This window comes from Dyella humi (assembly GCF_044904605.1).
Lineage (GTDB): Bacteria > Pseudomonadota > Gammaproteobacteria > Xanthomonadales > Rhodanobacteraceae > Dyella_B > Dyella_B humi.
This window is the reverse complement of sequence record NZ_JADIKI010000023.1, coordinates 1,292,026-1,305,896: the sequence shown is the minus strand read 5'-3', so window position 1 is coordinate 1,305,896 and position 13,871 is coordinate 1,292,026. Positions and strand designations below refer to the sequence as shown.

Sequence of the window (13,871 nt, the reverse complement as noted above, 5' to 3'; positions counted from 1 at the left end):
GATCGGGGGATATCGATCCTCAGCAGTCTTGAGAGCACGGGAGGTTCGGTAGATGTCAATTTTTACCCGCAGCGGACATATCGCATCAACGCTCGTTCGATGGCAAATAGAGGAGAGCAACGATGAACAAGAATACGATTTGCCTGTGGTACGACCATGACGCTGAAGAGGCCGCGCGCTTTTACGCTCAAACGTTTCCCGATAGCGCGGTCGGCGCAGTGTGCCGGGCGCCATCCGATTTTCCAGATGGTAAAGCGGGCGACGTTTTGACCGTCGAGTTCACGGTGTGCGGCGTGCCGTGCTTTGGCCTCAACGGCGGGGACACGTTCAAACACAACGAGGCGTTCTCCTTTCAGATCGCTACAGACGACCAGGCGGAGACCGACCGTTATTGGAACGCGATCGTCGGCAACGGCGGTACGGAGAGTGCGTGCGGCTGGTGCAAGGACAAATGGGGCGTGTCCTGGCAGATCACACCGCGCGTCCTGACCGAGGCAATGGCGAGCGGTGGCGAGGTAGCGAAGCGCGCGTTCAAAGCGATGATGGAGATGCGGAAGATTGATGTTGCGAAGATCGAGGCGGCTGTGCGTGGTAACGCATGAGCCACCAGTTCTTCACGTAACCATCCGAAACGGACAGCTTATGTTTTAACGAACACAAGGGATGTGGCGGAAAGCATAATCTGGCCGTGCCCGGAAAGCATAATTTGGCCGCGCGATCTAATTACTTGAATTGAACCGATTTTGTCTCAAACAGGCGGCGCTGAGGCGTCAGTCAATGTGACCTATGGCGTATTCCAGACTCATTGGTAGCGCCCGCGTTGGGTCGGAAGCGGACGCCAAAGATTCAAACAATAGCGCTGCGCTCTCGAACTCCAGGCAACCGGAAGATCATTAGAGTTCGGTCGGGTCTTGTGAGAGAAGGACGGCCTCGGGGACTAATTCGGAACATTCGGCATTTAGGGATACCGCTTTATTTCCGTACTGAAAATTAGTCGTCATGCTACCGCCATCCAATGACGGAACTGGTCTCAGTTTCTTCCATCCGGCTCTTTCCAGAGCGCTTTCCATATCGTTAATTGATGGACACTGGATACCGGTCCAGGGTGCTTCCCGAAAGGCAGAAATGCGCAAATCAACTCTTAGTGTGGCATCTGTCACTTTATAAAGACGCTTAGGATGGATGCCCGGCACGAAGCGCGCCGGACCTTTATTTAGTGGATAGAATTCTTCATACACACCAACTCTAACCTTTAGGGTCGAAAGCGGACATCAAGTTTGCCAGACACCAAATCAGAGTGACGATAGCTCTCGCGCACGATCGTTCGTTGAACATTGGCCATGTCAATGGTGATCGTGTGCCCATTTAGGCAGTCCGCATTTCATGCATTTTCGCGAAAACCTATTTATAAGATGGATTTTACTTGTGAAGAAGGTTTTGTTGCATCGCGGACACAGGAAATACGTTATAACCAAATTCACGTAAGCATAGACGACGAACCAACATGGCACGATGTAGTTGATGTTTGCTTTAACGCCAAAGACAGTAAGCAGGACCGCGCCTATCGGGAAAAGAATAAGTAGCCCCCGCGATGCGTACGTCCATGTGCGTAGCTCGCGCCACCTTGCTGCGTACATAATTTCCCCTCGAAATCGCTAAGCTTTGATAGTCAATGACGCTTTCGATCATGCCCGTTATGGGTCGGAAGCGGACGTTTCCGTCAGCTTAAAGCCGTAAGTGCGTCCTGCGCGTAAGGATGCCCTGCTTTGAACTCCACCTGTACTAAATCTTGAAGCGAGAATGCGGTCTTGTCGAGCATTCGAATGGTCACCAACGCGCAATCGATAGGCATACCCAGGCGACGGTAAGGTACTCCGTTCTCGTTGATTGCCGATCCGTCGAGAATTGCTCGCAATAGTGGCAGGGCGGCTTCTCCATAGGATGCGAGTTCATGAGTGGCTTTCGCTCTCTCTCTAGGTGTTAGAAAGGCTTCCGGGAAATGGCGATTGCTAGGATCGACCAGACTCATTTAACGCCTCGATACCCTAAAGAAAATTTACAGCGATGTCCGCTTCGGGTCCAGGCTGTGTGAAAACGTTAGTCGCTCAACAACGGCGTGCCTCCTACGCGAAATCTGATCAACTTACTGATTCTGGTTGGTCAGAATCACCTCCACGCCGTCGATTTTGATCAAAAATTATGCGTCGAAAAATTCCGCTCTTCGTTTTCACACAGTCTCGGCCGGAAGCGGACCGTCAAAGCAGAGTAGTTCACCGCTCAAGTTAAATGAATGATCAGCCCTGAGTCGCCGGACGAATTGAAATTGCGTCAGCCGTAAGCCCCCACCGCACTAACGGCTCACTGCGATCTGAAAAGCTAACCGTGTAACCGCTTGGAACCGGCTTCACGAATGCCTCGGCAATCAGTCCGAATTCGGGACTGGAAAGCTCGGGCCGCTCGATCCATTTGGAGTGCGCGGAATCCCATTCCATGGCCCATTCGTCCCGAAATGACGTGAAGCGTATGACGTAGGGCCCCTCCGCACCGGCAAGCACGACGCACGTCAGAGCCAACTCCAGGCGTTGTGGATCGCGTTGTACGACCTGAAACCTGCTATTCAACGAGCGAATGGCTTCCAGCAAATCGTTGGATTCGTCCATACCCACCCCTGTGGTTGGTCTTACGGCTTAGGTCCGCCATGGGTCGAAAGCGGCCTCCCTGTAACTATGAGTATTCGACCGTCCCTGGCGGAAGCTTAATGCCACAGAGGTGCCGATATGCGACACCGGTTCCATAGGCAAGATGTCGGCCGGTTTCCATAGCGACATGCACAGAAGTCACTATCCTATCGATGGCCCTAGCGCATCCCGAAACTTCTGCAGATTGGACATGCTGTTTGTCAATTGCGTGGTGTCCAACGAACGATTCTGTTCAATGATCCTCAAATGCTGGAGGCACTCTTTGTACGTATCAATGATCCGATAGCAGACTTCGGGTACGTTGGGATCATCCTGGGAAGATGCAATCATAGGTTGCAATGTAAGAAAAAGTATCATCGAAAAACTGCTAATTTTGCGCATATTTCGACCCCCAAATTTTTCCTTTGAAACGGTAAGAAAGCGTGGCATCAAGGATATCTGGTCCGCGTCTGCTTTGCGTTGGAAGCGGACATCCCCTGATATGTCACCGAAAAAGCGCCTCTATCGCCAAGTTGTTCCAGCCATGTCCATCTTTCGACCAGTCCTGGGACGGACTTACCGGAGGGAATGCGCTGCGGCAATAGCCTTTTCGGTTCTCGAAATCGAAAACGGCATGTGGATGATTGTTGATCAGAAGCACGACTTTCCGGCCGTCGCTCGACCACCCGATCTTCACGGTCGAAGCTATCTCTCGGTCTGCGATTTGAGAGACGTTGTAGATGTGCATAGCATCCTGAATAGGGTTGCCGGCCGCGGCCATGTCAAGCGCGTAGAAGTAGCCTGTTTGGCCGTCATCTTCGAAAACGGCTACCAAGTTTCCCTTGGGCGATCCCCCTTCAATAACCACTGAAGACCCGACCATCAGATCATTTGTCGTGACGACTTCTATCGCCATAGTCCTCTTTGTCCTTGGCAAATCTGTCTGTTATGGGGCGGAAGCGAACCAAAAAAGTTTACGCACTAGTTAGTCCATTCGTCTCCGGAGACGATAGAGGGAGGAAGCTCAGCGAGCGCCTCAGCAGGCCCTTCTAGCTGCCAAATATGCACGCAACAGCCACATCCGAAATCCTCCGACACATGGGTTAGCGCTGGTCGCCACTTCGCGAACCACGCATCAACGGCGGCTACTTCGTCTCGATCATCCACAACTACCGTGATACTGGCTCTTGGCATCACCCTCATCCCGAGTCATTGGTTCTAAGGTCTACTTTGGGTCGAAAGCGGACATGCCAGTTAACCCGCTTCCCTCAGCACATCGGTAAGCAGACCGATGGCATCAGGCGCGGTGGACAGCGCCTGGTTGACGATGATCCATTCGCCGATATCGCGGCCCAAAGCGTATCGCTCAAATGCGTTATGGATCGCGTAGTAGGCAAACTCGGCGTCTTTCGGCAATACGACGTCCTCATCTTGCAGTGCGACCAGCGGCTCGCGATAGCGAGAGGCCACACTCGCGGTGTCCGCTCCGGCGTTGGCGGCAGCAAGCGCGTCCCGCGGGAGTTCGAGATCAAGCGTCTGAATCGACCCAGCAACCGTCTCTTGATAGCTCACCGTGCGATCTTCGGGAAAGCTCTTCTCCCACACATGCAGAGCATGCTCACACAGACGCAGGCAAGCCGCTTTCCTTTGGGTGGTCGGTAGTTCCGAAAACCGTTTGGCAGCTTCGTGCATTGCTCTCCCTCAAAGAGATACGTTGTAGCAGCAGTGTCAGCTTCGGGTCGAAAGCAGACTATAAGCTACGACCAATTACCTCACCGCTCTTTTCGCGACAAGCATCAACCGCAGTTTGAACCTTTTCACTGGAAAGGAACCCGACGAGCTGTCTTGACTCGAACTCGGCTGCCTTTCTCCTAACCGAATTGGCCAGCTGATCTATGTATTCACAACCGACTTGCCGGTAGTTCGCGACCTCGTTGCCTGCTAGTTCGAAATCGACGCTGAAGATACCGACTCCGCCACAAATGACGGACATATACAGCTTTCCTGCATCCTCAAAAAGCTGCCAACCCCAGTGCTGCTCGGCGATCACTTCCATCGGCACCACACCCTTTGCAATTGAGATAGTAACGTCCGCCTTGCGCTAGGCTTCGTTCCAGGCGCTACCAGACGCCGTAACCCGCACGGCTCGAAAGTGCGGACTAAGGCACCACTGAACTAGTCTGGAAGCATCCACGCCAGCGTCGTCCCCTTCCGTCATCACGGAAACACGAGGCCGAACTCGGATCATCATCCCAGAAGGCACGGTCCGATCAAGAGTTCGGAGGCCGTCGCCGAGCACCAATATTGGTCCGAGGTGGCGGATCTTGGAGCCGCCCGCGTACGTGCTGACATTTACTCGCACCGCGATATCAAACGCCCGGTCTTCGCTAGAAATACGAAGTACGTCAATCGCAGATTCCGACACGGCAAGCCGGAGCAGGGGCTCAAATTCATTCGTTTGCGGGACCATGGACCACCAAAAGGTCTGTCCTTCGACGCTGAAAGTGTTTGACATACCCCTCCTATGACTTACCGAGTTTATGGTCGTATATGGGTCGGAAGCGACATCAGCCGTCCTAGTCGAAGATCACATCAGGATTCATATCTTTAGGTGAAAACCAAGCAATGCCATAACGCTCAGCTAAGATTTTTTTCTGCATTGCCCAAACAACGTGGCTTCGCTCCCTGCCTTGATGACCCGCTAGGTCGGCCGCTCGGGTTGCCTCGTCTGCGGCCTCACGAACCTTTTCTGCTAGCAGCGAATCCGTCTCGATCGGATCGATCAGTAGCTTTCGGCTGCTCTTCTGCTTGACTGCCAACAGGACACGCTCTCGAAGATCAGGTGGCATTGCAGATAGCAACTCCTGCGCGCGGCCTAACGGGCACCCCGTAGCCGCGTGATAGTCCTGGATGTCACTAGCTGTCATGCAACCTCCTTTTCAAAAGGTTCGCTACGGGTCGGAAGCGGACCTTAGCAGCGTGCCTGCCGCTCGGCGATGCGGCACGTCGGATGCTAGGTCAGTTGCCAAAAAAAAACTGGATGACGCGAAGCGGCCATGGGCGGGCCTTTCTCCTCATTTCCCAATAAACGGGAAATCCACTTTCCATCCGATACTGCCACTCGGCTTCCCCCGCTGCAGCTGGGGATAGCTTGCAGAGAGGCGTGTCGTTGTTGATCCGATGCCCCGCTCCGCTGGCCTCACTGCCATATGGAATCCGAGGGAACAGCACGCCGTCGATGGAATAAGTTGCGATCTTTTGAGCAGCTTCTATCTGCTCTGGCGATCCAGCGACTACCTTGGTGCCGTTGTAATCGACGAGATCTGTGTCCATACATACTTCCATAGGTTGAAATCTAACTACCTAATAGACGGACGTGCAGGTCCGGCTATACATCTGCCCACATTCGCTGAATGCAGCCCCTAAAGCACCGAGCTCTTCAAACTTTACCACCCCACGTCCGGCTAACAATCCATCGCTAAGGCGGACGTCGATTACCGTCGCTGGAGGTCCGCTTCGGGTCAGAAGCAGCCGTTAGGGAGCCAGTTGCTCAGCCCGCTCCAAGAATAAGCTCTGCAAGTCCCCTGCAAGATTTCGCGCATCAAAGGTCAAGCGAAACTCGCCCTCAGCACCTTCTAACGTGCACGTTCCATCGATAACGCCCAGCACATTGGCGGTCGTATCGATCGCGACCTGACGCGTCAGCTCTATAAGCACGTCCCGCTGATCGGAGTTCAGATCACTGAAGACCGTTAGCACGCGCTTCCAATACGGTTCGGACGCCTCGCTGGGGTCGGTGTTCAATAAAAGGGCGCGATAGATGGCGTTGTTCTGCTCCACGACAGTAACGTTGAGTTTCGAAACAAAGCTCTCTGGTGTCATATCGGTTTCCCTCGCCGTATCGAGATCGTTGACCTTACATCTCACTAGTCTGCTTTGGGTCGGAAACGGTCATTCGAATCGGATCGTCACATGGCGAGACTCTGCGGCCAACCATTCCAGATCGATACAAAGTCGGCCACCATCAATAGCCCGCAGTTGATCAAAATTGACCAGTCGGAGCACACATTCCCCCGGCCATCCTGGGCCGCCTCCAAGGATGGCGTCACGGAATGCATCCAGGTTTCGACCAAAGTTTGCGGCACCCTCAGGTTTGGCCGCGTCCAAGTACGCCTGCCAGAACGACGCCTCGCTTGCGAGGCCAGCGCATTTAACAACGATGTCCACGCTCCCCTCACTCCTTCGGGCAGCCGCTTTGGGAAGCGGACATCACCCGGTAAGACGATGCATGCTCATACCACCTTGTAGCAGAGCCGACACTCGCCATCGACTGCCGTCGGGTGAATCATAGAATTCCGCGAACGCTTCGTCAGGCTTCAATTGATCAGAGCCAGCCCTTTTCATGTGCTGGCGAACTAGCCAAATTATCCGGTAGTAGTCAGAAATGACTATTTCATCTGCTGCAGGAGGTATCGCCGCATCGGCCACTCGCTTTTGGCGTTCGGCTAACCATGGTGGAGTTGTGCCAGTTTCAATCATTGAATAAAAGCCCAACCACCCCTCGGGCTCGGGCCAAGTCTGTTTGTATTGCCCGCGTGCGGCGGTACTTAATTCTCTGAACCAAGAAACCCATGCGTGCCAGTAGTCTTCCCCATGACCCATGCGCCACCCAATGCTCCCCCACGGGATAGTCGGGAAGGTAATCCAAACCGGCTTTCGCTCATCACTCATTGATTCCCCTCGTTACCGCACTTCCACCTACGGCATCTTTTCGGTAGATGCCAGTCGCCCTCTATCGGCGTGCTCCAGCCGACGGCGCCAAGCGCGCTTTTCCACGCTCCGAACGTTTGGTTGGCGAATGAGCTCCTCCAGGTACCGCTTGAGATAATGAAGCTCATCGTCCTCCAAGCTCCCTAGGTAAGGCGCCACCGTCACCAGATTCCCATAGCTTCGAGCATACTTCTCGGGGTTGTCATCCACCGCTATGACACGGCGCAAGTCGTAGCCACGACGCTTCACCTTATGCAACGACTTGGTGTGCTTTGTAGAGAGACTTTCAAAGCTAGTGTGTTGATTTCGCACGGGGCCTTTGACTGAGGCCAGCCAAGCTCTACCCGGATTCCAGTGCGACCGCATTATGCTTTCCAGGCAATCATAAGTTGGCCAAAACGGCCAACTTATGCTTTCAGCCACACAAGGTGTTCGTTAAAGCATAAGTTGGCCGCATCTTTAAAGCATAAGTTGGCCGCGACGCATGCCGAGATGGTCTGAGGCCAGAATGGAGAGATTCAGCGTTACTTGCTCCAGTGACCCTGCACCCATTCCCATGTGCGGGTACCGTATCCGTGACCCAGAGGTGCAGTATCCATCGGCAGAAACTTGTCCAACAGTGTCCGCATTGCGATGCCACGCAGACTAATGATTCTAGCCACGCAGAGCTTTATGAATGCTCGCAATGCTTTCAGAGCCTAGCGATATCGAAGGTCGATGGCACGTTTGCCCCGAAACCTGCATTTGGGGAGGCGCAGGCCGAACACCTGATTAAGAATATTGGCAGCCTTGGGAAGACCGCCGTTCTACCGTTGCAGCGCTTTCTGGCAAGCATAGATGCCGACCTAAACAGAGTTTCGGAAGAACTCGGCGACATCTTTCATAATCGAAGCGTACCAGCACGTCCACAGCTGGCGTCGCTTATAGCGATAGCTGTGTACTTTGACATTGATGTCGTGGATCTAATCACTGCGCCGGAAAAAGCTGCTACTCAGGCAGGCTTCTCATTTAAAAAGAATCTTCCACTCAAGCAGGAACGTCCATTTTCACTTAGGCGAAAGGAGCGTTCAAAGTGGTTTGAGAAGCGGCTGCGCGATATTTTGAGCGGGCCAGGTCCATACCCGTCTACCAAAGCCTTTTGCAGGGAATGCGATTTCTCTTTGGATGGTGCGCGTAAAAGTTTCTCTGAGCTGACTAAGCAGCTGTCGGCAAAGCATGTGGAATGGAAGAAGCAGCAAGCAAGTATCCTGCGACGAAGAGCTATCGCCTCTATTCGGCGACTTCATGAACAGCGCCGATACATGACTGATCGAGAGTTCGTCCGAAGGGTGGCGCAGAACTCTGGCGCCCCGATACACGTGGTCAGAAAGCTGGTTCAGATTGGGAGTTCCCTTTACTGATCAACGCTGACAACCAGGTGTGAGACCCGAAATAGTTGCCCTACATTAGCCACCCGGATTGGCTCCAAAGTGGTCAGTTTATGCTTCCGATGAAATCAAAAGATGGCCAGAACGGCCATCTTTTGCTTAAACGAACACAAGGGATGCTGTGAGATGGAGAGTTGGTGGCCCACCATCATTCAAATACCTTTCATAAGTAATTGAATTAAAGCCTTTATGCGAGCGCCTTCTGGCCGCCTTACTCACAATCTTACTCACTTTTCGAGGATTGCCCAGGAAGGTCCGTTATCCAGTCGGAAGCGGATATCTGGCCGAAGCGACCTAACGGTTTAATCGGTGCGTTCGTCTGCGCACGATCTGCCTCTCCCGGCCAGAGCCAGGATGCTCTGCAAGCTTAACGCGGAGCTCTTCTACGGATGGCAACCAATTTTCCTGGCTGAGAATCCACGCTAATCAGGAAGTAAGAAGGCCTCGCGTCGTGATGATGCGAGGCCTTCCTGCTTTGTATGCGTCCCACCAACCAACAGTGATCAATCAAGCCAGTCGTTCACTGCTCAAATCACTTCGCGGACAGATATGGACGGCCTTGGACAACCACTCAAGCAACGATCAAAGGCACGCAACTGCAGTCAGTGACGAACCGCTTTACATCTGACAAGCTGCGATGCAATATCGAATTGAAATCATTCTGGCGGAGAAGAAAACTTTTCAATTATTTGAACTTCAAATCGCGAAGCTCGTGATCTCGCGATGTCCGATATAAGCGGGCACCTGCCTGGCAGCGCAAGCAGGCAGTAAAAGACGGCAGTCCCCGGTGCACGGTCCGGGACTTCTACCACCGAAATTTCTCCAGTCGAGCTCGGAGACTCTCGACACAAGAAATTCATCGCAACGATACTCCAGCCCACTACAACCCGGGCTGTCGAGTTCCCCAAAGCCATCCGTCGCATGGCGAATCCGGCAAGCGCAGCCGTGAGAGATCAATTTCACTCACACCTTACCTGACCAGCCTTTGGTCTAAGGATTTGTATGCGTTCGTCCCATTCTCCTGAAGGCGTTACACGCCTATCTGCCAGGGCTGATGAGTCCTTGGTTACGGTACATGCCGCCGTCCCCGGCGACATCACGCTGAACGATATCCACCATCTCCTCACGGAGCTGCTCGAGAAGATCGCCACTCACAAAGCCAAGAAGGCGATCAGTGTCCGCGACGTCATGAAGATGACTGGCTTCAGCCGTAGTCACCTCTACGCCATGGGCAATCCCAAGTGCGATTCGTTCCAGCCAGCGTTCCCGCGCGCTTTCCGCACGGGCAATGTCACGCGCTATTTCGAGCATGAAATCTCGGCATGGCTAGAAGCGCAAGCGTCCGTCTCTCGCGAAACTCACTGAAGGGGAGCACAGATGAAGCTCGAGGATCATCTGCTCCCGCAGACGGATGCTGGCGAAGGCGAAATTCTGGAAATGGATATCGCCCTCATGCTCAGTGCACTCCCGCCAAGCGAGCGGGCCTTGAAATTGCAGCTTTTCCAGAAATGCTTCGCCGATATCGAAGATGCACTTAAGCGCGAAGTACCAAAGGGCAAGATCCTTGCGGGTCTCGCTGCAATGGGATTGAAACTCTCGCCCAATACGTTCGCCAAGATGCTCAAGGCTGAGCGTAGCCGCCGCACCAATTTGCATCAAACAAACACGACGACTGGCAGCAATATGCCGGAAGCGAGCGACAATAACAGCAAGGAGGCTCGCCATGATTGACTATGTCGTCTCTGGTTCTAGTAACCCTGTCTATATCGACTGGTCGGCAACCCTCCAGTCGCATCTCTCGGACTTCTGGCGCAATGCTCTTCTGGAATCCCCGGCGCAAGCCGGGATTCCCCATGCGTTGTGCTTCGTCTCTCAACTCGGTATCGCTGCTCCCGTGGTCGCGCCACACTCAAGTGTGAAGCACCCGATCAGCGGTGAAGAAACCCCACTGTCACTTTTCATCTGGGGGATTGCCGAGTCGGGTGTCGGCAAGACGCCGGCCTACAACGCCTTCGTGAAGCCCATGCTGGAGGTCTTCGCTCGTGAAGAATCTCAGAGCGGTGCTACGTCCGATCAGTTCAAAAGCAAGTATCGCCTCTGGGAGCTCAAGCGCAAAGGTCTCGACAAGGCGATCGTCAAAGCCGCGCAAGCATGTGAACCTGACGATCACCTCCAGGCAGCCATGCGCAAGCATGAGAACGACATGCCCACGGATGATCGTGTGCTGTATCAGGTGATGTCTTTCTCCGCTTTCGCCAAAGCGTCTCGCACCAAACACAAGCGCATCATTATCGCCAGCGACGAAGCGCACCCCATCTTGAAGTCTGGCGTAATGAGCCACCCCGCTGTCCTTTGTACTGCATGGCAAGGCGGGAATCAGGCCTTCATTCTGGACGGTGCGCACACAGAGTGTTCATTCAACGACATGATCCTCAATTCCGTACTATTCGTGCAGCCAAAATTCTTCGATCAGCTTCTAACGAAGAACGACGAGGCCGCGCGCGAGTCGGGGCTGATGGCACGCTCGCTGATCGTCCGCTGCTGGTCACATCAAGACTACGACCTCCCCAGCAACGAGGTCATGGATCAAGGTCACCTCCGTGCATTCCTTGCGCGGTTGGAACAACTCGTGGTCGAAGCCTTCAAGCACCGCCGTGTGGGGGATTACTCCCGGACCATTCTTACCTTTTCGGCCGATGCCGTTGCCCTCTGGAAGAAAGAGCGTGACGCCATCAACGAGCAAGTGAAGCCCGGCGGCAAGCTGGAGAACATCAGCGACTTCGCGGCCAAATACATGGACAACGCCAGTCGCATCGCCGGTATCTTCCACGTCGTTGATGGGCTCGAAGGCGAGATCAACAGCACGACGCTATCTCGTGCCATCGCCGTCATGCGCATGTTCCTCGCCGAGTTCAAGCGCATGTTCGACCCGACCGACGACACGCCGAAGTCAATCAAGGATGCGTGGCGTGTGGCCCGCTACCTCTACGAGCACAACTGGGTGCCCAACATCTTGCCAGCGTCGTACAACGACGTGCTTCAGGGCCGTGCCGTTCGCGAGGGTGGTTCTGATTACGACGCAGCAGTCAACCATCTCATCAACGTCGGCTACGTGACGATGGAGAAGCCCGAGCACAAGAAGTTCCTCCGCCTTAACCCTACCGCCTTCTGTCAGCTCACCGCGAAGTCGTTCAAGGGACCGATTCCGGAAGCGTTCTACCGTGCTCCGATTCATTGCTACAACGACCCTCGTCGCCAAGGTCCCTTGCCGTTTGCGGGAGGCTTGTACAGCAGTCAGGCCCACCATCAGCATACGGATGGGCGCCGCTAGCCCGCCAGCACGAGTACCATCGAAGTCAGTGGTACTTTTTCTTCAAAAACCGCCAAATCCGCGACTTTCTATCGCAGATTTCCCGGTTTTCAGAAAAAACTTGATCTCATTCATTCGGCCCCGAACTGCGGGGCCGTTTTTTTTGCGTGTGCGCAGACGTGCGTTTGCCAATGACTTCCCGGCCGACTCGCCAGACCGCCCACCATGCATTCGGCCCGCTACCCGGCCACCATGCGCTCGATGGTCGTCTACCCAAGTGATGTTTGCGAGACTCAGCCGTGGTTGGTGTTTGGCGCGAATGCGATTGGCATCGACCACGCATAGCTGATGGTCATCTATATGCCACTCTGTAAATTTTTACGCCCGACTACCCTATGTTATGTCGACGACCTCACCCTCCGTCGGCCGGGTGCCATAAGGCAGGGGGGCTTTTGCTGTTGATTTACGTGGGTGTGTCGAAGACAAACACCCACTAGAGATACAGCGTACGCGATGCTGAAAGCGAGCCGTACGCTTTGATCAGACCGCCGTAGGCAAGGGCTGACAAATAACCCGAGTCGTCAGCCGAAGAGCTGGCGACGACCGGGTTTTATGCTGGCAAGAAAAAGTTTGAGGGGGAGAGATATCTAACAGACGTTCATTCGTTAAAGCGGAGTTTTTCAATAGAACCGACCCAAGGCAGTCGTTAAGCACTGTGTCAGTGCAACTGCTACCAACTAGAAGATGCTCGGGCTCTCGTTTGACGCCGACGGCGTTCCAACTGCAATACCTGTTGCGCTGCTATCAAACCTCCTCCTATTGATGACACATCAAGTAGGCCAATCCAGGTAGGTGGACAGATCGCTGCAGGATCGCTACAGAAAGGGCGGAAAATCTTCATTCTGCAAGTAGTCCATGAAGTTGGCGTCTGCCACCGTGGCGGCATAGAAAATGTGATCCCATACATTCGCACCAGAGAGTGCCGTGCTATCCCTGAAGGAAGTCAACACCACGCGCACGTCCTGATGAGAACGCCTAAGCGCATCGACTTGCCTAAGCAGACGTCGGTGCTGTTCGACAAAGTAGTTGCCGAAGCGTCTGTCGATGTCTAGTTCGCGAACGTGGCATTCAACTAGCGCTCGCTGCGGCGCTGTCAGGCCCGCCCGCGAGCCCAACCTGAAGGTTGGCGTGTCGTAGGGCGCCTGAACAGCGAGCTCGATGACCTGGTTGGCAACGAACACGTCGAAATAGGGGTGAATAAAAAACCGAGGATTAGCTGCGTCGCCGGTCTTGGTGTCCTTCAAATCCTGGCAGGCGTCGCACATTGGGAATAGGTTCAACGGCGTCACGCAGAAGTGTGGATACAACGCCTTCGGTAGGTAGTGATCCAGCGTGTTTGGAGTGCCTGGCTCGCCACACGCCGGGCAGTAGTTCAGTCGATGGCTGCGGCGCATCTCGGCTAGGACGACGCCCTGTGCAGAACCGGCAGTGGGATGGAGGTACAGGTTGAGGAATGACTTTCTTTTCGGCTCGATCGCGGGCCACAGCGGGACGTACTCTGGTGATCCCGAGTGCGCGATGTAGTCTTGGACACGCTGGCGCCACTCCGGGGCAATGCCGGTGAAGTACACAGCATTCTTTCCGTTCTGCCGTTCCGCGACGACGTCAGTCACCAGCTGAAGGCTG

17 protein-coding genes are annotated in these 13,871 nt (G+C 54.2%); 5 read left to right on the top strand and 12 right to left on the bottom strand.

What is annotated here, in order from left to right:
* The first annotated feature begins 122 nt into the window (after nt 1–122).
* Nucleotides 123–602: a VOC family protein gene (locus ISP18_RS17140; RefSeq protein WP_380014803.1), complete on the top strand. Its 480-nt coding sequence runs from the start codon at nt 123–125 to the stop codon at nt 600–602.
* A gap of 291 nt (nt 603–893) precedes the next feature.
* Here ISP18_RS17140 and ISP18_RS17135 read toward each other — a convergent pair whose 3' ends face one another.
* From ISP18_RS17135 to ISP18_RS17085, 11 genes are all read right to left on the bottom strand, one after another.
* A complete protein-coding gene (locus ISP18_RS17135; protein ID WP_380014800.1) occupies nt 894–1,238 on the bottom strand; it encodes a hypothetical protein in 345 nt (114 codons plus the stop codon).
* 482 nt (nt 1,239–1,720) lie between these two features.
* On the bottom strand, nt 1,721–2,029 hold the full coding sequence (locus ISP18_RS17130) for a hypothetical protein (protein WP_380014797.1): 309 nt from the start codon (nt 2,027–2,029) through the stop codon (nt 1,721–1,723).
* 265 nt (nt 2,030–2,294) lie between these two features.
* A complete protein-coding gene (locus ISP18_RS17125) occupies nt 2,295–2,660 on the bottom strand; it encodes a hypothetical protein (protein WP_380014794.1) in 366 nt (121 codons plus the stop codon).
* A 523-nt stretch (nt 2,661–3,183) separates the two neighbouring features.
* Complete coding sequence (locus ISP18_RS17120) at nt 3,184–3,594, bottom strand: DUF2251 domain-containing protein (RefSeq protein ID WP_380014791.1); 411 nt, start codon at nt 3,592–3,594, stop codon at nt 3,184–3,186.
* A 338-nt stretch (nt 3,595–3,932) separates the two neighbouring features.
* Nucleotides 3,933–4,370 carry a hypothetical protein gene (locus ISP18_RS17115; protein ID WP_380014788.1) on the bottom strand — a complete coding sequence of 146 codons (438 nt, stop codon included), beginning with the start codon at nt 4,368–4,370 and terminating at the stop codon, nt 3,933–3,935.
* A 58-nt stretch (nt 4,371–4,428) separates the two neighbouring features.
* Nucleotides 4,429–4,734 carry a hypothetical protein gene (locus ISP18_RS17110; RefSeq protein ID WP_380014785.1) on the bottom strand — a complete coding sequence of 102 codons (306 nt, stop codon included), beginning with the start codon at nt 4,732–4,734 and terminating at the stop codon, nt 4,429–4,431.
* Between the two features lie 520 nt (nt 4,735–5,254).
* Complete coding sequence (locus ISP18_RS17105; RefSeq protein ID WP_380014782.1) at nt 5,255–5,605, bottom strand: hypothetical protein; 351 nt, start codon at nt 5,603–5,605, stop codon at nt 5,255–5,257.
* 91 nt (nt 5,606–5,696) lie between these two features.
* Nucleotides 5,697–6,011: a hypothetical protein gene (locus ISP18_RS17100; protein ID WP_380014779.1), complete on the bottom strand. Its 315-nt coding sequence runs from the start codon at nt 6,009–6,011 to the stop codon at nt 5,697–5,699.
* Nucleotides 6,012–6,212: 201 nt separating this feature from the next.
* Complete coding sequence (locus ISP18_RS17095) at nt 6,213–6,560, bottom strand: hypothetical protein (RefSeq protein ID WP_380014776.1); 348 nt, start codon at nt 6,558–6,560, stop codon at nt 6,213–6,215.
* 69 nt (nt 6,561–6,629) lie between these two features.
* Nucleotides 6,630–6,905: a barstar family protein gene (locus ISP18_RS17090; RefSeq protein WP_380014773.1), complete on the bottom strand. Its 276-nt coding sequence runs from the start codon at nt 6,903–6,905 to the stop codon at nt 6,630–6,632.
* Between the two features lie 531 nt (nt 6,906–7,436).
* Nucleotides 7,437–7,814: an NIF family HAD-type phosphatase gene (locus ISP18_RS17085; protein ID WP_380014770.1), complete on the bottom strand. Its 378-nt coding sequence runs from the start codon at nt 7,812–7,814 to the stop codon at nt 7,437–7,439.
* A 209-nt stretch (nt 7,815–8,023) separates the two neighbouring features.
* Between ISP18_RS17085 and ISP18_RS17080 the strand changes: the two genes are divergently transcribed.
* From ISP18_RS17080 to ISP18_RS17065, 4 genes are all read left to right on the top strand, one after another.
* A complete protein-coding gene (locus ISP18_RS17080; RefSeq protein ID WP_380014767.1) occupies nt 8,024–8,848 on the top strand; it encodes a hypothetical protein in 825 nt (274 codons plus the stop codon).
* Nucleotides 8,849–9,877: 1,029 nt separating this feature from the next.
* Nucleotides 9,878–10,240 carry a helix-turn-helix transcriptional regulator gene (locus ISP18_RS17075; RefSeq protein ID WP_380014764.1) on the top strand — a complete coding sequence of 121 codons (363 nt, stop codon included), beginning with the start codon at nt 9,878–9,880 and terminating at the stop codon, nt 10,238–10,240.
* Between the two features lie 12 nt (nt 10,241–10,252).
* Complete coding sequence (locus ISP18_RS17070) at nt 10,253–10,606, top strand: hypothetical protein (protein WP_380014761.1); 354 nt, start codon at nt 10,253–10,255, stop codon at nt 10,604–10,606.
* A complete protein-coding gene (locus tag ISP18_RS17065; RefSeq protein ID WP_380014758.1) occupies nt 10,599–12,206 on the top strand; it encodes a DUF3987 domain-containing protein in 1,608 nt (535 codons plus the stop codon). The genes ISP18_RS17070 and ISP18_RS17065 overlap by 8 nt, the downstream gene beginning before the upstream one ends.
* 854 nt (nt 12,207–13,060) lie before the next feature.
* Here ISP18_RS17065 and ISP18_RS17060 read toward each other — a convergent pair.
* Entirely contained in the window at nt 13,061–13,858 is a 798-nt protein-coding gene (locus ISP18_RS17060; RefSeq protein ID WP_380014755.1) for a hypothetical protein, read from the bottom strand.
* Between the last annotated feature and the right edge of the window lie 13 nt (nt 13,859–13,871).

Excerpts from the sequence above, each read along its gene's own strand:
- ISP18_RS17140 (WP_380014803.1), top strand. The coding sequence starts at position 123 with ATGAACAAGAATACGATTTGCCTGTGGTACGACCATGACGCTGAAGAG.
- ISP18_RS17070 (WP_380014761.1), top strand. The coding sequence starts at position 10,253 with ATGAAGCTCGAGGATCATCTGCTCCCGCAGACGGATGCTGGCGAAGGC.
- ISP18_RS17085 (WP_380014770.1), bottom strand. The coding sequence starts at position 7,814 with ATGCGGTCGCACTGGAATCCGGGTAGAGCTTGGCTGGCCTCAGTCAAA.
- ISP18_RS17075 (WP_380014764.1), top strand. The coding sequence starts at position 9,878 with ATGCGTTCGTCCCATTCTCCTGAAGGCGTTACACGCCTATCTGCCAGG.
- ISP18_RS17125 (WP_380014794.1), bottom strand. The coding sequence starts at position 2,660 with ATGGACGAATCCAACGATTTGCTGGAAGCCATTCGCTCGTTGAATAGC.
- ISP18_RS17120 (WP_380014791.1), bottom strand. The coding sequence starts at position 3,594 with ATGGCGATAGAAGTCGTCACGACAAATGATCTGATGGTCGGGTCTTCA.
- ISP18_RS17130 (WP_380014797.1), bottom strand. The coding sequence starts at position 2,029 with ATGAGTCTGGTCGATCCTAGCAATCGCCATTTCCCGGAAGCCTTTCTA.
- ISP18_RS17110 (WP_380014785.1), bottom strand. The coding sequence starts at position 4,734 with ATGGAAGTGATCGCCGAGCAGCACTGGGGTTGGCAGCTTTTTGAGGAT.
- ISP18_RS17115 (WP_380014788.1), bottom strand. The coding sequence starts at position 4,370 with ATGCACGAAGCTGCCAAACGGTTTTCGGAACTACCGACCACCCAAAGG.
- ISP18_RS17095 (WP_380014776.1), bottom strand. The coding sequence starts at position 6,560 with ATGACACCAGAGAGCTTTGTTTCGAAACTCAACGTTACTGTCGTGGAG.
- ISP18_RS17065 (WP_380014758.1), top strand. The coding sequence starts at position 10,599 with ATGATTGACTATGTCGTCTCTGGTTCTAGTAACCCTGTCTATATCGAC.
- ISP18_RS17100 (WP_380014779.1), bottom strand. The coding sequence starts at position 6,011 with ATGGACACAGATCTCGTCGATTACAACGGCACCAAGGTAGTCGCTGGA.
- ISP18_RS17105 (WP_380014782.1), bottom strand. The coding sequence starts at position 5,605 with ATGACAGCTAGTGACATCCAGGACTATCACGCGGCTACGGGGTGCCCG.